The organism is Streptomyces sp. NPDC059668, assembly GCF_042734135.1.
Lineage (GTDB): Bacteria > Actinomycetota > Actinomycetes > Streptomycetales > Streptomycetaceae > Streptomyces.
This window is the reverse complement of record NZ_JBHWEL010000034.1, coordinates 67,125-84,620: the sequence shown is the minus strand read 5'-3', so window position 1 is coordinate 84,620 and position 17,496 is coordinate 67,125. Positions and strand designations below refer to the sequence as shown.

The 17,496-nt window shown below is 72.2% G+C and carries 16 protein-coding genes and 1 tRNA gene; 8 read left to right on the top strand and 9 right to left on the bottom strand.

Annotated elements, in window-relative coordinates; translation table 11 throughout:
• Nucleotides 1-148: 148 nt before the first annotated feature.
• Complete coding sequence (locus ACFV2J_RS24025; RefSeq protein WP_385088071.1) at nucleotides 149-880, bottom strand: decarboxylase; 732 nt, start codon at nucleotides 878-880, stop codon at nucleotides 149-151.
• Entirely contained in the window at nucleotides 877-1,704 is an 828-nt protein-coding gene (locus tag ACFV2J_RS24020; RefSeq protein WP_385088073.1) for an aspartate/glutamate racemase family protein, read from the bottom strand. Before ACFV2J_RS24020 ends, ACFV2J_RS24025 begins: the two co-directional genes overlap by 4 nt.
• A 325-nt stretch (nucleotides 1,705-2,029) precedes the next feature.
• Here ACFV2J_RS24020 and ACFV2J_RS24015 point away from each other — a divergent pair, with 325 nt between their 5' ends.
• Together ACFV2J_RS24015 and ACFV2J_RS24010 are read left to right on the top strand one after the other, a co-directional pair.
• Nucleotides 2,030-2,995 carry a D-2-hydroxyacid dehydrogenase gene (locus tag ACFV2J_RS24015; protein WP_385088092.1) on the top strand — a complete coding sequence of 322 codons (966 nt, stop codon included), beginning with the start codon at nucleotides 2,030-2,032 and terminating at the stop codon, nucleotides 2,993-2,995.
• Nucleotides 2,996-3,024: 29 nt separating this feature from the next.
• Complete coding sequence (locus ACFV2J_RS24010; protein WP_385440471.1) at nucleotides 3,025-4,446, top strand: amidase; 1,422 nt, start codon at nucleotides 3,025-3,027, stop codon at nucleotides 4,444-4,446.
• Here ACFV2J_RS24010 and ACFV2J_RS24005 read toward each other — a convergent pair.
• Entirely contained in the window at nucleotides 4,427-4,924 is a 498-nt protein-coding gene (locus tag ACFV2J_RS24005; RefSeq protein ID WP_385088094.1) for a DUF3830 family protein, read from the bottom strand. The genes ACFV2J_RS24010 and ACFV2J_RS24005 overlap by 20 nt on opposite strands.
• A gap of 109 nt (nucleotides 4,925-5,033) precedes the next feature.
• On the opposite strand from ACFV2J_RS24005, the gene ehuB reads away from it, so the two are divergent.
• The 6 genes from ehuB to ACFV2J_RS23975 all read left to right on the top strand — a co-directional run bounded on the left by ehuB (nucleotide 5,034) and on the right by ACFV2J_RS23975 (nucleotide 9,348).
• Nucleotides 5,034-5,966 carry an ectoine/hydroxyectoine ABC transporter substrate-binding protein EhuB gene (gene ehuB, locus ACFV2J_RS24000; protein ID WP_385088077.1) on the top strand — a complete coding sequence of 311 codons (933 nt, stop codon included), beginning with the start codon at nucleotides 5,034-5,036 and terminating at the stop codon, nucleotides 5,964-5,966.
• Nucleotides 5,963-6,691, top strand: a complete 729-nt coding sequence (ehuC, locus tag ACFV2J_RS23995) for an ectoine/hydroxyectoine ABC transporter permease subunit EhuC (protein WP_385088079.1) — start codon at nucleotides 5,963-5,965, stop codon at nucleotides 6,689-6,691. The genes ehuB and ehuC overlap by 4 nt, the downstream gene beginning before the upstream one ends.
• 34 nt (nucleotides 6,692-6,725) lie before the next feature.
• A complete protein-coding gene (ehuD, locus tag ACFV2J_RS23990; protein ID WP_168528279.1) occupies nucleotides 6,726-7,376 on the top strand; it encodes an ectoine/hydroxyectoine ABC transporter permease subunit EhuD in 651 nt (216 codons plus the stop codon).
• Nucleotide 7,377: 1 nt separating this feature from the next.
• Nucleotides 7,378-8,151, top strand: coding sequence for an ectoine/hydroxyectoine ABC transporter ATP-binding protein EhuA (gene ehuA, locus ACFV2J_RS23985; protein WP_385088096.1), 774 nt, complete (start codon nucleotides 7,378-7,380; stop codon nucleotides 8,149-8,151).
• Between the two features lie 216 nt (nucleotides 8,152-8,367).
• Entirely contained in the window at nucleotides 8,368-9,126 is a 759-nt protein-coding gene (locus ACFV2J_RS23980) for an IclR family transcriptional regulator (protein WP_385088080.1), read from the top strand.
• A 148-nt stretch (nucleotides 9,127-9,274) separates the two neighbouring features.
• Nucleotides 9,275-9,348: transfer RNA gene (locus tag ACFV2J_RS23975), tRNA-Lys, on the top strand.
• A gap of 61 nt (nucleotides 9,349-9,409) precedes the next feature.
• On the opposite strand, the gene ACFV2J_RS23970 is transcribed toward ACFV2J_RS23975, so the two are convergent.
• The 6 genes from ACFV2J_RS23970 to ACFV2J_RS23945 all read right to left on the bottom strand — a co-directional run bounded on the left by ACFV2J_RS23970 (nucleotide 9,410) and on the right by ACFV2J_RS23945 (nucleotide 17,414).
• On the bottom strand, nucleotides 9,410-10,702 hold the full coding sequence (locus tag ACFV2J_RS23970) for a M18 family aminopeptidase (RefSeq protein WP_385088082.1): 1,293 nt from the start codon (nucleotides 10,700-10,702) through the stop codon (nucleotides 9,410-9,412).
• Between the two features lie 824 nt (nucleotides 10,703-11,526).
• A complete protein-coding gene (locus ACFV2J_RS23965) occupies nucleotides 11,527-13,203 on the bottom strand; it encodes an AMP-binding protein (protein ID WP_385088084.1) in 1,677 nt (558 codons plus the stop codon).
• Nucleotides 13,204-13,227: 24 nt separating this feature from the next.
• Nucleotides 13,228-13,728, bottom strand: coding sequence for a DUF3592 domain-containing protein (locus ACFV2J_RS23960; RefSeq protein ID WP_385088086.1), 501 nt, complete (start codon nucleotides 13,726-13,728; stop codon nucleotides 13,228-13,230).
• A gap of 130 nt (nucleotides 13,729-13,858) precedes the next feature.
• Nucleotides 13,859-14,482, bottom strand: coding sequence for a lytic polysaccharide monooxygenase (locus ACFV2J_RS23955; RefSeq protein WP_385088088.1), 624 nt, complete (start codon nucleotides 14,480-14,482; stop codon nucleotides 13,859-13,861).
• A gap of 224 nt (nucleotides 14,483-14,706) precedes the next feature.
• Complete coding sequence (locus ACFV2J_RS23950; RefSeq protein ID WP_385440464.1) at nucleotides 14,707-15,897, bottom strand: SPFH domain-containing protein; 1,191 nt, start codon at nucleotides 15,895-15,897, stop codon at nucleotides 14,707-14,709.
• Nucleotides 15,898-16,037: 140 nt separating this feature from the next.
• A complete protein-coding gene (locus ACFV2J_RS23945) occupies nucleotides 16,038-17,414 on the bottom strand; it encodes a peptidoglycan-binding protein (RefSeq protein WP_385440461.1) in 1,377 nt (458 codons plus the stop codon).
• Nucleotides 17,415-17,496 lie beyond the last annotated feature (82 nt).

The following is a 17,496-nucleotide window of genomic DNA, read 5'->3' as shown; positions in this document are numbered from 1 at the left end:
CAGCCATTCAGCGCAGCCTCACACCTCGCCCTTGCGCCTCCAGCGCAGGCCCGCACCACCAGCCCGTCCGGCGATTGAGGACAAGGCCCTTAAGGCCGGACGGGGGTCTGGGGGCGGAGCCCCCAGGGGACGGACGAGACACCCCGGGTCAGAACTGAACCAGCGGCTCACGGGTGAACAGCGCACCGAGGGCCGGCGCGTTCACGCGCCGGTCCGCCAGCCGCAGGGCCTCCCAGACGGACACCTGGTTCGCCGTGAGCACCGGCTTCCCGAGCTCCTTCTCCAGCGCCGTCAGATGAGCGACCGTGTGCAGCGCGGTATCCGGCAGGAGCACCGCGTCGGCGTCGGGATGGTCCCCGCCCCGCGCGAGCGCGAACACCTCCGCCTCGCCCCATGTCCCGACCTCCGCCCCCGTCACGATCCCGGAAGCCCGCACCGAGACCACGTCCACCCCGGCCTCGCGGAGAAAGTCCCCGAACAGCTCCGCCACGTCGTCCGGATACGTCGCGGCGACGGCGACCCGCCGCGCCCCGATCTCCCGTACGGCGTGCGCGAAGGCGAAGGACGTCGAGGAGGCCGGCAGGCCCGCCGTACGGGCCAGGGAGCGCACCTGGTCGTGGGCGCCCTCCCAGCCGTACACGAAACTGCCGCTGGTGCACGCCCAGACCACCGCCTCGGCCCCGGACAGCCGCAGTTCCTCGACGCCCGGCGAGAGCCGCGCCAGGGAGCCCATCTCGCGCAGGGCGTCCACCCGGTGCGCGTCCTCACCGATGTCCGTGTGGATCAGCGCCAGCCGGACGTCGCTGCCCAGGAGCTGCTCCATACGCGGGTAGTCGTCCTCGGCCGAGCGGCCCGGGTAGAGGAATCCAAGTGCGGTCATGTCCAGCCTTCCTGTTCTTCCGGCAGTACAGGAGCCCGGTGCGCGGGCTGTCCCCCGGAACCCGGGGGGCGGGGAAGGTGTCCCCGGACCAGCCGTTGGCGCGGGCCCACTGCCCGGGTACCCAGATGACGCAGCGCCGCCCACATGGTCACCTGGTTGGCCGAGATGACCGGGATGTCCAGTTCGGCCTCCAGCTGGGCGATGACGTCGTAGGTCGGCAGGTTGGTGCAGCTGATGAAGAGCGCGTCCGCCGGGCCGCTCCGGACGGCGCGGCGCGCCATGTCGACCACGTCGCGGTAGGGCACCTTCCAAATATGCCTGGTCAGGCCCATGAAGGCACGCCCGGTGACCTCGGCGCCGGCCTCGGCGAGGTACTCCTCCAGCGACTGGGTGACCGAGACCGTGTACGGCGTCACCAGGGCGATCCGGTGCGCCCCCAGCTCGGCCAGGGCCTCCAGCAGCGCCCCGGACGTGGTCAGCGCGGCCACCTCGCCCGCCCGCCGCATGGCCTCGCACATCGCCTGCTCGCCCGCGACGCCGCCCACGAAACTGCCCGAGGTGCACGCGTACGCCACGACCTCGGGCGCGACGGCGTTCAGTGCCCGGACCGCGTCGCCGAGGGTCTCGTGCTCGGAGACCAGGCGTGCCAGGTCCAGGCTGACCTCGACCGGCACGAACGGGGTGCGGGTGACGTGCAGGGAGACCTCGTCCGGGACCCAGCGCCACAGCTCCCGGTCGAGGGCGAAGTCGAAGGGGGCGACGACGCCCACCCCACGCTGCGGGCGGGGACCGCCCAGAAACGAGATGTCCAGGGAGACGTCCATGGCAGCACCGGCCTCACGAAGGCGGAAGGTGGGACCCACGCGGAGGCACCGACGGACAACAGACCGTGCGCGCCACCGTGTTGACGAAGGTAGGTTCGGGTGCGAGCGTGGTCAATCCGCGCATCTCAGACGGCTCGGCCCCGCCCCGCTCACCCGGCTCCACCCCCCTCCTCGGCCGTGTCCCAAGTGCGCCCGTCCCCCGCACTCCCGTCCCCGTACGCCCGCCCCGCAGACTCGTCCCGCAGGTTCGTCCCCTCAGGAAAGCGGACTCGCATTGCGAAACGGTTTCCCCCGAACGCCCCGCCCCGCGTCCGCGTCCACGCCGCTGTCCGCCGACGCGTCCGGGGAGCGCACCACGCTGCTCGTCCTGGACGCCGAACCGCTCCCCCGCCTCGGCAGGCTCACCGGCCGGGTGCGGATCGAGCACGCCGACGAGACGACACTCGCCGAGCGGCTGCCGCGCGCGGACGTGCTGCTGGTCTGGGACTTCACCTCGCGCGCGGTGCGGCGCGCCTGGCCGGGCGAGGGCCGGCGGCCGCGCTGGGTGCACACGGCGAGCGCGGGCGTCGACCATCTGCTCTGTCCCGAACTCGCCTCGTCCGACACGGTGGTGACCAACGCGCGGGGCATCTTCGAACGGCCGATCGCCGAGTACGTCACCGCACTGGTGCTGGCGATGGCGAAGGATCTGCCGCGGACCTGGGAGCTCCAGGGGCGGCGGGAGTGGCGGCACCGGGAGTCGCAGCGGGTGGCGGGCACCCGCGCCTGCGTGGTCGGCTCCGGGCCGATCGGACGGGCGATCGTCAAGTCCCTCAAGGCACTCGAGGTGACGACGGCGCTGGTGGGACGCACCCCGAGGACCGGGATCCACGGGCCCGGGGAGCTCGACCGGCTGATGGCACGCGCCGACTGGGTGATCTCGGCGGCGCCGCTCACCGAGGCCACGTACGGCATGTTCGACGCCCGGCGCTTCGGGATGATGCAGCCGTCGGCCCGCTTCATCAACGTGGGGCGCGGGCCGCTCGTCGTCGAGGAGGCGCTCGCCGAGGCCCTGTCGAAGCGGTGGATCGCGGGCGCGGCCCTCGATGTCTTCCAGCACGAGCCGCTCGGTCCGGACAGCCCGCTGTGGGACGTTCCCGGGCTGATCGTGTCCCCGCACATGAGCGGGGACACGGTCGGCTGGCGGGACGAACTCGGCGCGCAGTTCGTGGAGATGTACGAGCGCTGGGAGGCGGGCCGGCCGCTGCCGAACGTGGTGGACAAGAAACGCGGGTACGTGCCCGGACACTGAGCCGCCGAACTTCCAGGAGGGGCAGGCCGATGACCGAACTCACCGAGCTGACCGCGGTCCAACTCGTCGACGGCTATCGCAAGGGCGAGTTCGGCCCGGTGGACGCGGTGCGGGCGGCGCTGCGCAGGGCCGAGGAGGTCCAGCCGGCCGTGAACGCGTTCGTCCGCCTGGACACGGACGCGGCGCTCGCGGGGGCGGCGGAGTCCGCGGACCGCTGGCGGCGGGGCGAGCCCGCGGGGCTGCTGGACGGCGTCCCGGTCTGGGTCAAGGACATCCTGCTGCTGCGCGGCGGGCCGACTCTGCGGGGCTCCAGGACCGTGTCCCCGGAGGGCGGCTGGGACGAGGACGCGCCGTCCGTCGCCCGGCTGCGCGAGCACGGCGCGGTCTTCCTCGGCAAGACGACGACACCCGAGTTCGGCTGGAAGGGCGTCACCGACTCACCGCTGTCGGGGGTCACGCGCAATCCCTACGACCTCTCGCGCACTGCGGGCGGCTCCAGCGGCGGCAGCGCGGCGGCCGTCGCGCTGGGCGCGGGACCGCTGGCGCTGGGGACGGACGGGGGCGGCAGTGTGCGCATCCCGGCCGCCTTCTGCGGGATCTTCGCGCTGAAGCCGACGTACGGCAGGGTGCCGTTGTATCCGGCGAGCCCCTTCGGGACGCTCTCGCACGTGGGACCGATGACCCGGGACGTGGCCGACGCGGCCCTGATGATGGACGTGATCAGCGGGCCCGACGCACGTGACTGGTCGGCGCTCGGGCCGGTCGGCGGTTCCTTCGTGGACGCGCTGCGGGGCGGGGTGCGCGGGCTGCGGGTGGCCTACTCGCCGTCCCTCGGCGGGCAGGTCGCGGTCCACCCGGAGGTCGCGGCGGCCGTACGGCGGGCGGTGGAGCGGCTGGCGGCGCTGGGCGCGTACGTCGTGGAGGCCGACCCCGACGTCAGGGACCCGGTGGACGCCTTCCACGCCCTGTGGTTCGGCGGAGCGGCCCGGGTGGTCCAGCAACTCGGACCGAGGCAGCGGGAGTTGATGGACCCCGGGCTCCGGGAGATATGCCGGCAGGGCGCACGGCTCAGCGGCCTGGACCATCTGGCCGCGGTGGACGTCCGGATGGACCTGGGGCGCCGCACGGGCCGCTTCCACGAGTCGTACGACGTGCTGGTGACGCCGACGCTCCCGATCACCGCGTTCGAGGCGGGCACCGAGGTCCCCAAGGGCTCCGGGCACCGGCGCTGGACGGGATGGACCCCGTTCACGTACCCCTTCAACATGACCCAGCAGCCCGCGGCGTCGGTCCCGGTGGGTACCGACGCCGCGGGGCTGCCGGTCGGCCTGCAGATCGTCGCCGCCCGTCACCGTGACGACCTGGTCCTGCGGACGGCGCACGCGCTGTACGAGGCGGGGGCTGCCGGGGTCGCTCCGCCGCCCGCCCTCGCTATGTCCGCCGGAAGCTGAGGGTCTCCCCCAGCGCGCCGGAGCGCCACAGGTCGTTGCAGGCCTCGGCCATGGTGTCGAGGCCCTCGACGATCTGGCCCCAGACGATGCCCGGAACCCAGCCCACGTCTCCGTTGAGCAGCAGGTTGTTGCGTTCGTAGAAGAGGGCGAGGTCGACGACGGTGGTGCCGGGGCGCACCTCGGTGCCGTAGCCGTACGCCTTGGTGCCCAGCTCGGCGCCCGCGAAGGCGAAGTAACAGAGGTCGCCGGGGACGGGGGTCACCGTGGGGTTCTCCAGCGGGGGTTCGCCGGCCGCCGCGAAGGGCGGGAACAGGGCGTAGATCTCGTTGCGCGCGTACTTGGCGTGATAGACGTCACCGGCCAGGGGGAGGGCGTCCCACACCGCCGCGCAGGTGAGGGGTGCCCGGTCGTCGAGCAGTCTGGCCGTGCAGTGGGCTCCCCGCTTGACCAGGGAGACTTCGATGTACCGGTCGGTCATGCGCTCGGTCATGCGTTCCATGGTCCCGCCGGGGTCAAGAGCGCCTCATCGAGGGTCGGGGTGCGCGGTGGCCGGAATGGATCGTGTGGTCCCGGGTAGCCGCGCCGCCATGGCTCCACCACTACGCAATGACGGAAGAGACGGGCCCGGTGCGCGGACACGAGGACCGAGCCGGCGGGCGCTGCTCACGGGCGTCTCGGCGCTCGGCGCGGCCGGCGCGCTGGGCGCCGCGGGCTGCAGCCGGGTGGCCACGGCCGCCGGCACCGACGGCGGAGATCTCCTCGGCCGGCTGCGGGCGCAGGGTGTCGTACGGCTGGGTATCGCGGGCGAGATCCCGTTCGGCTACATCGACAGGAACGGTGAACTGACCGGAGAGGCGCCCGAACTCGCCAAGGCGGTGTTCAAGCGCCTGGGGGTCGACCGCGTCCAGCCGGTGCCGACCGAGTTCGGCTCGCTCATCCCCGGGCTCAACTCGCAGCAGTTCGACGTCGTGTCGGCCGGGATGTACATCAACCCGGAGCGCTGTCAGCAGGTCGTCTTCTCCGACCCGGACTACCAGATGCTTGACGCCTTCGTCGTGCGCAAGGGCAATCCGAAGGACCTGCACGACTACAAGGACGTCGTGGCGAAGAAGGCCAGGTTCGCGACCGGCACCGGGTACGCCGAGATCCAGTACGCCGTCGAGGCCGGGTACAAGGAGAGCGACATCCTGATCGTGCCCGACCAGGTCGCCGGGCTGAACGCCGTCGAGGCGGGGCGTGTCGACGTCTTCGCCGGGACCGCGCTGACCGTCCGCGAGGTGGTCAGGAAGTCCCGCAGGACCGAGAGCACCAAGCCGTTCGCCCCCCTGGTCAAGGGCAAGCCGCACGTCGACGGCGGCGGCTTCGCGTTCCGTTCGGCCGAGACGCGGCTGCGGGACGCCTTCAACGTCGAGCTGCGGAAGATGAAGAAGAGCGGCGAGCTGTTCCGCATCCTGCGGCCGTTCGGCTTCACCCGGGCCGAGATGACCGATCTGACCGCGAAGGAGCTCTGCCGCGGATGACCCCGGGACTCTGGGAACTCGTACTCAAGGGGATCTGGGTCACCCTCCAGCTGCTGGTCCTCGGCTCGCTGGTGGCCGGAGCCGTCTCCTTCGCGGTGGGCGTCGCGCGCACCTCCCGGCGGTGGATCGTCCGTTTCCTCGCGGGCCTCTACACCGAGGTGTTCCGCGGGACCTCCGCGCTGATCATGATCTTCTGGGTGTACTTCGTGCTGCCGCTCGCCTTCGGCTGGCAGCTCGTCCCGCTGTGGGCGGGCACGCTGGCGCTGGGGCTGACGTACGGGGCGTACGGCAGCGAGATCGTGCGCGGCGCCCTGAACGCCGTCGACCCCGCCCAGCGCGAGGGCGGCATCGCGCTCAGCTTCACGCCCTGGCAGCGGATGCGGCTGATCCTGCTGCCGCAGGCGGTGCCCGAGATGATCCCCTCCTTCTGCAACCTGCTGGTCGAACTGCTCAAGGGCACGGCCCTGGTCTCGATCATGGGGATGGGCGATCTGGCCTTCAGCGGCAATCTGGTGCGGCTCGCGCTCCAGGAGAGCGCGGAGATCTACGCGTACATCCTGCTGATCTACTTCGTGATCGCCTTCGTGATCACCCGGCTGATGCGTGTCCTGGAGCGGCGGCTGAAGGCCGGGCTCGGCAGGGCGCCCGAGCGCCCAACCGCCGCGCGGGAGACGCGCCGTGCCGGGGCGAGCGGAGTGGGCGCGGCGAGCGGAGGTGCCTCATGACCGGGTACAGGACGGCCGACCAGGGAGGTGCCGCATGACGTGGGACTGGAGCGCGGTCGGTGACTTCATGCCGCTCTTCCGCGACGGACTGCTGGTCACCCTGAAGGCGCTGGCCCTCGGCTCGCTGATCTCCTTCGCCCTCGGGCTGGTGTGGGCGCTGCTGATGCGGGCGCCGACCCGTTGGGTGCGCTGGCCGGTGGGTGCCGTCACGGAGTTCGTGCGCAACACCCCGCTGCTGGTGCAGTTGTTCTTCCTCTTCTACGTGCTGCCCGAGTGGAACATCACGTTCTCCGCGCTGACCACCGGGGTCGTCGCGATCGGGCTGCACTACTCGACGTACACGATGCAGGTCTACCGGGCCGGTATCGAGGGCGTGCCGGCCGGTCAGTGGGAAGCGGCCACGGCACTCAACCTGCCCCTGCGGCGCACCTGGACCGCGGTGATCCTGCCGCAGGCGATCCGCCGGGTGGTGCCCGCGCTGGGCAACTACGTCATATCGATGCTCAAGGACACCCCGATGCTGATGGCGATCACGGTCCTGGAGATGCTCGGCGAGGCGCGGCTGTACTCGCAGGAGCACTTCCAGTTCACCGAGCCCCTCACCGTCATCGGCGTGGCCTTCATCCTCATTTCCTATCCGGCTTCCCTCCTCCTGCGAGCCCTGGAGCGACGTCTTGTCCGTTGACATCGACAACCAGACCCCCGACACCCTTCACCAGCAGACCCGGGAACTGATCCGGTTCGACAAGGTCACCAAGCGCTTCGGGGACAACACCGTCCTGGACGGGCTCGACTTCCGTGTCGACACCGGCAAGCACGTCACGCTGATCGGGCCCTCGGGCTCCGGCAAGACGACGATCCTGCGGCTGCTGATGACCCTGGCCAAGCCCGACGAGGGGACGATCACGGTGGCCGGGGAGCGGCTCTTCCCGGCCGAGGAGAAGCAGGTCCGTGAGGTCCGCAAGAAGATCGGGATGGTCTTCCAGCAGTTCAACCTGTTCCCGAACATGAAGGTGCTCCGCAACATCACCGAGGCGCCGGTCACCGTCCTCGGCCTGTCCAGGGACGAGGCCGAGCAGCGGGCCCGTGAACTGCTCGACCTGGTGGGCCTCGCGGACAAGTGCGACGCCTACCCGAGCCAGCTGTCCGGCGGACAGCAGCAGCGGGTCGCGATCGCGCGGGCACTGGCGATGCGGCCGCAGGTGCTGCTGCTGGACGAGGTGACGTCCGCGCTCGACCCCGAGCTGGTCGCGGGGGTCCTCGACGTCCTCCGTGACATCGCCCGCACCACCGACATCACCATGCTCTGCGTGACCCACGAGATGAATTTCGCCCGTGACATCTCGGACCAGGTTCTGATGTTCGATTCCGGTCATGTCATCGAGGCCGGCCCGCCGGAGCGGATGTTCGGCGATCCGGAGCACGAACGCACCCGGGAATTCCTCAGCGCCGTGCTGTGACTACAAGGAGTGAACGCGAGAAGGTGCGAGGTCCGGCCCGCGGGTCATGCCCCGCGGGCCATGACCTTGGCATATGCCAGGGTGTCACGTCGCTGCTGAGAGCACCGCACGGGACGAACATTCTGGTCAACAGCCCCTCATCGTCCACCGTTTGACAGTTATCGTGGAAGAGCTCAGCTGTCCGGATCGAGGGCCCAGGAAGCGCAGGGGGAAACCGTGGCGCTGATGAACGAGCCGACCGCGCCGTACCAGTCGGCCCAGGACGCCCTGCGCGTCCTGGAGGCGGTGGCCCGGCACTCAGCCGGCATCACCGACGCCGAACTCGCCCGCAGGACGCGCCTCGGCCCGGACCGTCTGACCGCGCTGGTGCGGATGCTGCGCCGGGAGGGGTACGTCGAGCAGGTCACCGACGGCGTGTTCGTCGCCGGCGCCGCCTTCGGGCGGCTGGACTCCGCCCGCGGCCGGGACCTGGCACTGCGCGAGAAGCTCCAGCAGACCATGGACCGGCTGCGCGACTCGGTCGGCGCCGCGATCTACCTCAGCCGCTACGTCGACGGCGAGGTGCAGGTCACCCAGTGCGCCGAGGGCCCGGCGACCCCCGCGGTCAACGAATGGGTCGACTTCCGCTCCTCGGCCCACGCCAGCGCCGTGGGCAAGAGCCTCCTCGGTCAACTCGATCTCGACGCCCGCCGCGACCATCTCTCCCGTCACAGGATGGCCCGCCTCACCTCGCGCACCATCACCGACGAACGACTGCTGCTCTCCCGGCTCGACGCCCAGCCGCCGACGGTGCCGGTGCTCGACCTCCAGGAGTACGCGATCGGCACGGTCTGCGCGGCCGTACCCATCACCGCGGGCTCCTCGGTCGGCTGCCTCGCCCTGTCCCTCCCGGTCGAGCACGCCCACCGGCTGCGCCGGGCCGCGGACACCCTGAACCGCGAGGCGACCCCGGTGCTGGTGTCGCTCGCGCTGTGAGGGCTGTCCCGCGATCCCCGGCGGGCGGGCTTCCGGGCGGGGAGCGGCGGGGCCGGTCCGGGGTGGTCCGGGGTGGTCCGGAGCACCCCGCCGGACCAGGTAGTATTTCTTTCGTCGCCGACCGCGGAAGCGGAACGGCGGGAGTCATGCGCCGCTAGCTCAGTTGGTTAGAGCAGCTGACTCTTAATCAGCGGGTCCGGGGTTCGAGTCCCTGGCGGCGCACAGAAGGAAGGCCCTCCACCACGGTGGGGGGCCTTCACTCATGTCCGGGCGCCGGGCGGGCTCAGCCCGCCGTGACGAACTCGGTCAGCACCCTGGCCAGCAGACCGGGGTCCTTCGCCCCGCACAGTTCACGGGCGGAGTGCATCGACAGCCCCGGTACGCCCACGTCGACGGTGGGGACACCGAGCCGGGCCGAGGTGATCGGTCCGATCGAGGTCCCGCACGGTATGGCGTTGTGCGAGACGAACGGCTGCCAGGGCACCGACGCCCGCTCGCAGGCCGCCGCGAAGACGGCCACTCCGGTGCCGTCGGTGGCGTACCGCTGGTTGACGTTGACCTTGACGACGGGGCCGCCGTTGGGCAGCGGGTGGTGGCCCGGGTCGTGGCGCTCCGCGTAGTTGGGGTGCACGGCGTGCGACATGTCGGCGGAGACGCAGAAGCCGCCGGCGAGGGCCCGGTGAAAGTCCTCGGCGCTGCCGCCGCGCGCGCCGACGGACCGGCCCAGCACCCGCTCCAGCAGCGGTCCCTGGGCCCCCGACCAGGAACCGCTGCCGACCTCCTCGTGGTCGAAGGCGGCGAGCACGGGGACGTAGGCGGGCGGCTGTGCGGCGGTGGCCGCGGCGACCAGCGCGGTGACGCCCGCGTGCACGGAGATCTGGTTGTCGAGGCGGGCGGAGACGAGGAACTCCTCGTCCGCGCCGAGGTAGCCGGGCGGCTGGATGTCGTGCAGCATCAGGTCCCAGCCCAGGATGTCGGCGACGTCGGCGTCGGCCTCGTCGGCGATCCGGCCGAGCAGGGCGCCGGGCCGGGTGCCGCCGAGTCCCCACAGGGGGGTGAGGTGCCGCTGCGGGTCCAGCGCGACCCCTTCGTTGACGCCCCCGTCGAGGTGGATGGCGAGCTGCGGCACGCGCAGCAGCGGCCGGTCGACCCGGACGAGGCGGCTGGAACCGTCCCGCATCAGCAGCCGCCCCGAGACGCCCAGGTCCCGGTCCAGCCAGGTGTTGAAGGGCACCCCGCCGTAGACCTCCACGGCGATCTGCCGCCAGCCCGCGGTGCCGGTGTCGGGTTCGGGCTTGATCCGCAGGTTCGGGGAGTCCGTGTGGGCGCCGACGATCCGGAACGGCGTACGGGCCGGAGCGCCCTCGGGGACGTACCAGGCGAGCAGCGCTCCCGCGCGGACGACGTACCGGCCGCCCTCGGCGCCGGCCGCCCAGTCGTCCGCCTCGCGCAGCTCCTGGAAACCCGCCTTCTCCAGGCGCTGGGCCGCGTTCGCGACCACGTGGTAGGGCGAGGGGCTGGAGCGGACGAAGGCCAGCAGATCGTCGCTGTGACTGCGGTCATGTGTGGGGGACATGGGCGCTCACGCCTTTCGGGAAGGACTGACGAGGGTTGAGGAGCGGGTCGGCGGGGCCGTCCGGCCGAGTGCACGGTTCGGAGGACGGAGGACGGAGGACGGAGGACGGAGGACGGGTCGGGTCGGGTCGGGTCGTCGGGGAACTCCCGGACCGTGGCGGGGCACCACGGACCGGACATCCGGGAGGGAGGACGCGGCGGCCGGGCCGGACCGCCGCGCGGGGGCGAACGGAGGCGGGGAGGGGTCACCGGGGGACACGGGCGGGGTGTGCTCCCGGTCCCGGCGTCGGCCGCCGAAGGCCCCGGCGCCGCCGCGACGACCACCGTGCACACCGCTCGCCCCCTCCCCGTCCGCACCGTGGATCACGGACGGCCCGGTCGGCGGAGTCCCGTCCCGGACAACGATGAACAGGAACATGACAAGGCTCTGACCGTCGGGCTCCGCATCCGGCGTCACACCCGCCGGCCGTCACCGGAGCCGCACCACGCGCCGTCCGCGCCGTCCGAACGGCCCGAGCGGCCCCGACCGTCCGGAGCTCCCGGCCCGCCCGTCCGCGGCTCGCGCGGACGGCCGGTCGCGCCCGCGTGGCGCGCGGGGGTGCGGCGCCGACGGGCCGCCCGACCCGGATCAGGTGACGCATGTTCCCTCTTTCCTCGACGCGGTGCCGTTCCCGGCACCGGCACCGGCGACACGGGTGTCCGGGTGCATCCTCCCCCTGTCGGACGGCCGCGATTCCTCCGTCGCCCGAGACCTCCCCACGACCTCTACGGCCTTGCGGACAGACCGGTACACACCATCGGAACGAGGTTGGACGCGAAGGGACTTCAGCCCTGCGCCGTCGGCAGCAGGGCCTCGCGGCCCCGCGCGCGGTACTCGGCCAGCAGCCCCCGCACGTCCGCCGGGACCAGCGGTCGGTAGGCCGGCTCGCCGGGCGGCCGCCACCACACCGGGTCGGCGCAGCAAAAGCCCGCGCGGCGCAGCCCCACCCGGTGGATCTTGTTGGTGGCGGTGACCGGCATCCGCTCCACGATCCGGACGAAGCGGGGTGCCATCTTGGTCCCCAGGTCGGGCTGGGCCCGGAGGAATTCCGCGAAGGCCGACGGGTCGAAGCCGGCACCCTCGCGCGGCGCGATCGCCGCCATCACCTGGTCGCCGGCCACCGGGTCCGGCACCGCGTACACCGCGACGGCCGCCGCGCCCCGGTAGCGGGCGAGGATGTTCTCGATCATCGCCGCGGCAAGGTTCTCGCTGTCGACGCGCAGCCGGTCGTCCGCCCGCCCCGCGAAGTAGAGGAAGCCGCCGGCGTCGCGGTAGAAGAGGTCGCCGGTCCAGTACCAGCCCTCCCCGCAGCGGCGACGGTCGGCGTCCGCGGCGGGGTTGCGCCAGTACCCCTCGAAGGGGTTGGGCCCGCGGTTCACCAACTCCCCTATCGCCTCCTGGCCGTTGAGGAGCCGTCCGCCCTCGGCGAAGACGGCGGGCGGGCACTCGGTCCGGGTCGCCGGGTCGACCACCGCGAGGTCGTCGCGGGGTGCCGCCCGCCCGATCGCGCCCGCCGGGGCGCCGGGCGTCCCCTGGATGGCGACGCCGCCCTCGGACGAGCCGTACCCCTCCACCAGCCGCACCCCGAAGCGTTCCTCGAAGGCGGCCGCGTCCACGGCGCCGGCCTCCGTCCCGAAACCCGTCCGCAGCGGGTTGTCGCGGTCGTCGGCGCGGGCGGGCGTGGCCAGCAGGTACTGCACCGCACGGCCCACATAGGTGAAGTACGTGGCCCCGCAGGCCCGTACGTCCGTGAGGAACCCGGACGCCGAGAAGCGGCGCCTGAGCGCGATCCCGGCGCCCGCCGCGAGCGCGGGCGCCCAGTCGGCGATCACCGCGTTGCCGTGGAACATCGGCATGCAGATGTAGTGCGTGTCGTCCGGTCGTACCCCGAACTGCTCGACGAGCGAGCCCCCGGCGGCGGCCAGCCGGCCCTGCGTGCAGATCGCGGCCTTCGGGGCGCCGGTCGAGCCGGAGGTGAAGTAGAGGAGGAGCCGGGCGTCCGGCGACACGGAGGGTGCCGCGTCGGGCCGCGCGCCCTCGTAGGGCGCGAGGAGTTCCCCGTAGTCCTCGGTGTCGGTGACCAGGACGCGTACGCCGGGCAGTTCGAGGCCGTCGAGGAGGAGCAGCCGGTTCCGCTCGGTGACCAGGACGCGGCATTCGGTGTGCAGGATGTCGCGGGCCAGTTCGGGGCCGCGCCGGGTCGGGTTGATCCCGGCGACGGCGGCACCCGCGAGGGCGGCGGCGCTCAACCACATCGGATACTCGGGGGTGTTGTCGAGCAGGACACCGAGGTGCGGTTCGGCGCCGGCGGGCAGCAGGTCGGCGAGGAGCGCGGCCCGCGCCGCCGCGCCCGCCGTCACCCGGTGATGGCTCAGGACCTGCCCCTCGAACCACAGCCCCGGCCGGTGGTCGCCCCACCGCTCCCGCACGAGTTCCGCGACGGTTCGCCTCATGGAGCTCATGGCCACAAGGTAATTGACGGAGCGTCAGAAAGGGAGCCCCGCGCCCTCGAAGTCGTCCCCTCCGCTCCAGGCCGAGTCCCACACCGAGAAGAACTCGTGGACGCCCACCATGAAGCCGACGCAGAAGAGGACGATCACCGCGCAGACGACCAGGACGAAGACCGTGCCCGCCGCCAGCAGTCCCCGGCGCGGCGCGTGGGCCGTCGCCTTCTGCGGGCGGTCGGCGACGTAGTGGACGGTGACGAGGTCGCCCTCGACGACCGTCGCCGGGCCGTTCGGCTCCTCGAAACGGATCGTGCGCCCGTCGCGCGTCACGAACTCGTACACGTGGTGCAGCGTCGTGGACACGGAGGTGTCACCACCGCCGCCGCTGACCGTCGCGTACGACCGCAGACAGCGCGCCTGCGCGGTCAGGCCGCTGTCCCACGCCCGCCTCACGTCCCGCGACCGGCGGACCACCACGACCGCCATGAGGATCGCACCGGCCATCATCAGCGCGGGCACGACGAAGAAAAGAACTTCCATGACATTCCCCCGTTTGCCAGGTTCGGCTCCACGCACGCCGTCATGGTCATGGCGACGTGCGTGGAACCTACCCGTGGGGGGTGGGCCGGCTCCTCAAGAGAGGCTCAGAACATTTCCGGTCGGGACACGCTCAGAACGTGACGTCCGCGCACGAGTAGAACGCGTTCGCGGTGTCGGCGATCGTCCACACGCCGAGGATGACGTGATGTCCGCTCAGACCACTGGGCAGGGTGCCGGAGTGGGAGAGAGTGGACGGCGGACGCTGGCCGTTGTACGGCACCGTGAGGAACGGTGTGGTGTTCAGGTCGGCCCGGGTCAGCGCGTGGTTCTGGTTCCAGCCGGGCTTGGTGACGAAGTACTTGAAGTCGGTCGTGGCGTGCACGGCCGTGAACTGCCAGCGGAAGCTGTAGCTCTGGCCGCCGGTGACCCTGGTCGTGGGCCAGGCGCCGCCCGAGGGGGTCTTGGGCTGGTCGAGCTGGCCGAAGTTGGTGTGGTTCGCGGAGCAGATCCGGCCGTCGGCGGGACCCGCGGCCGGGAAGCCCTTGGGACCCTCGACGCTCTGGGGCTCCCACTGGATGTCACCGCAGTTGGCGACGGAGCCACCACTGGCGCACATCTTCTGCCGGCTGAGGGGCTGGTCGGTGTAGCCGTGGGCGCCGGCGCTGCCGGTGGAGAGCACGAAGGTTCCCGCGGTGGCGAGGCCGACGACGGCCGCGTACCACTTGGCGTTGTTCCTGGTCGTCCGTATGCGCATGCTGCCGCTCCTGGAGGACGTGGGGGAGGTTCTCGTGAGCCGTGCGCGCGTTTTTCAGGTCTAGACCAAGTCACAGATTATTGCGGCTTCTTGAACATGTCCAGACCAATCACACACGCTCACCGAGGCCTGTCTTCCGGATCGGGTGGCGCCGGGGCCCGGTGCCCGGCCGGCCGGGTCCCGCCCCGCGCCCCGCCTCCCGCCCGCGACCCGGACGAAAGGCCCTACGGGGAGCCCTCCCTGCGCCCGGTGCAGAACGCCACCGTCAGGTCCTTCACCAGCGCCTTGCGTTCGTAGTCGTCGAGTTCGACCAGCCCGCGCAGGGTCAGCCGGCTCACCGTGTCCTCGACGGAGTCGACGACCGCGTCGAGCACGGAGTCACGGTGCCGGGCGTCCAGGGCGGCGATCCGGTGACGCTGCATCACGGCGGCGATCTCGGGCGCGTACTCGATCCGGGTCGGCTGCGCCGAGAACACCTCCAGACCGACCGGCGCCGCGTCCTCGGCCACCAGCCCGGTCAGCGCCTCGCCGACGGCGTCGGTGTTGCGCAGGGTCAGATCCTTGACCACCGACGGCGGCAGGTCCGCCGGCAGCCGGGCGAGCACCCGCGACAGCGCCGCCTCCACGCACTCGCGCAGATACGTCTCATGGTCCTCGACCCCGAGCACGGCCCGCGCGGTGTCCTTGATCCGCCACACCACGAGCACCACCACCCGCAGCGCCACGCCGTTCCCGTCGACCACCGACATCGGCTCGCTGCGCCAGTGCCGCAGCCGCACGTCGGCCCGGCGCCGTATCACCAGCGGATTGATCCACATCAGGCCGGTGCGCCGGACCGTGCCGCGGTAGTCCCCGAAGAGACCGAGCACCCAGGCCCGCCCGGTCCGGCCGCGGGCCAGCCCGCCGAAGCCGAACAGTCCGAGCGCGCCCGTTCCCGCGTAGGCGCCCCACTGCAGGGGCCCCAGCCCGGCACCCGCGTGCCCGGGCAGCCCGAACGCCTGTCCCACGGCGGACGGCAGCGTCCCGGCCCACCAGGTGGTGAGGACGCATCCGGCCACCCCGCAGGCCCCGGCCAGCACACCCGCCACCGCGGGCAGCACCCGCGCGGGCCGCTCCACCAGACCGGGATCGACCTCCGGCACCGGGCGCGCGGTCCGGACCGACGCGGCCCTGCGCGCCCGTGACGGTTCGCGCTCCGCCTTTCCCGCCCGAGCCCGCAGCGGGACGGTGGTGTCGGGCCGCCGCTCCACGACGGCGGGCGCGAGCGGAACCGGCACCTGATCGGGCTCGTCCCGGAAGAGCAGGTGGACGGGGATCTCGGTGGTCGCCTCGTTGTGGATGAGACGGGCGGACCGGACGGCGCCGCTCTCCGGACCCTCCTCGGGCTCCGGGGTGGGTGAACTGGTCGAAGTCATACCTGCCTCCATGCCTCGGCGCGGGGAAGTGCGAGTTCGGGCCGCGTCGGGACCGCGGGCCGTGCGGCCCCGTCAGGGACAGCCGTGACGACTCGGGGACCCGCGCCGCGCCCGGGTTCCGTGCCGCTTCGGGGACCCGGTCACGAGAACAACCGCCGCCAGGTCTCCGGACCCGGAGAGCCGTCCGCCGTGCCGCCCCGCCAGCCCTGGGTCCGCTGGAAGGCCTCGACGGCGCGCCGGTCCGACTCGCCCCAGTCCGGCCCGGGCCCGGTCGCGTAGAAGGCGCCGAACCCCTTCTTGACCAGCTGCTTTCCGAGCAGGGTGACGTACGCGTTGTGCGCTCCCGGCCGGAACATCCCGCGCCCGGGAAAAGCGGGAACGGCGGCGGACGGCGCCCCGGCCGCCCCCGCCGTAGCCGCGGTGCCCGCCGTACTCGCCGTACTCGCCGTACTCGCCGTGCCCGCCGTGCCCGCCGTGCCCGCCGCGGGCGGGATGTCCCTGCCCTTTTTCTCCACCAGGTACGACCAGGTCCGCGGCCCCGGCAGCCCGTCCGCGCCCGCCCCCTTCCAGCCCTGGGCGAGCTGGAACGCCTGGGTGGCCCGCCGGTCCGCGTTCGACCAGCGCGGCCCCGGCCCCGAGGTGTAGAAGCGGCGCCCGCCCCGCTCCACCAGAAGCCGGCCCAGCTGGGTGACGTACGCGTTGTTCGCTCCGGGGCCGAAGGCGGACGCGCCCGGGAAGGGGACGGGCTTGGTACCGGGTACCGAGGGCTGCGCGCCGCTCGCGCCGTCGGCCAGGCCCTTGTGACGGTAGGGCAGATAGTGGGTGGAGTTGCTCCAGTACGCGTACGGCGTGGACTGCCGGCGGGTGCTCGGGCGGGTCTGTTCGTAAGCGATGTAATACGTGTGCGTGTAGTCCGTCCAACCGCCGAAAAGCACGACGTGCGAACCGTTCTGGGGGTCCGCCGGATTGTGGAAGAGAAGAATGTCGCCGGGCTGCAGCTGATCGCGGGAAATGCGTACGCCGAACGTGTCGAGGCTGCCCGTCCATTCGTTTCCCGGCAGATTCCAGGCCATCGAGACGAATCCGGAGCAGTCCTGCCGGTATCCGTCCGTCCAGTAGGCGCTCATGCTGTACGGAACCTGCGCGGCGATCCACTTCTTGGCCCGGTTGATGATCTCCGCGCGGGTGGTGGCGGGCGCCTCCACCCCGGTCCCCGGTTTCGCCGGACCACCGGCCGGCCCGTGCAGCGGGGCCTCGCCACCCTGCGGCGTGTCGGGCTCGTCACCTGCGGGGTCGCCCGGCCGGGCGGGTCCGTGCGCGGCGGCGACGGCCGGCATCGACGGGACGGCGGCAAGGACCGCGCCCGCCGCCGCGGCGATCACGAAGACCCTGTTCGCCGCCGGACGGCCGACCGCTCCCGGGAGCACGGCAGGGGTCGGGAGACGCCGTTCGCGCACGCATCCCGGGCAGTCGCAGTCACTCGCGGGATCGAATTCCTCGAATTCCGGAGTCTCCATGCGTCGCCCCTCACACTCCAGGTAGAAATCTCCGCTTTTCTGCACAGTCGTCAGTTTCTCAACTGTCATCCGGTGGCGCATG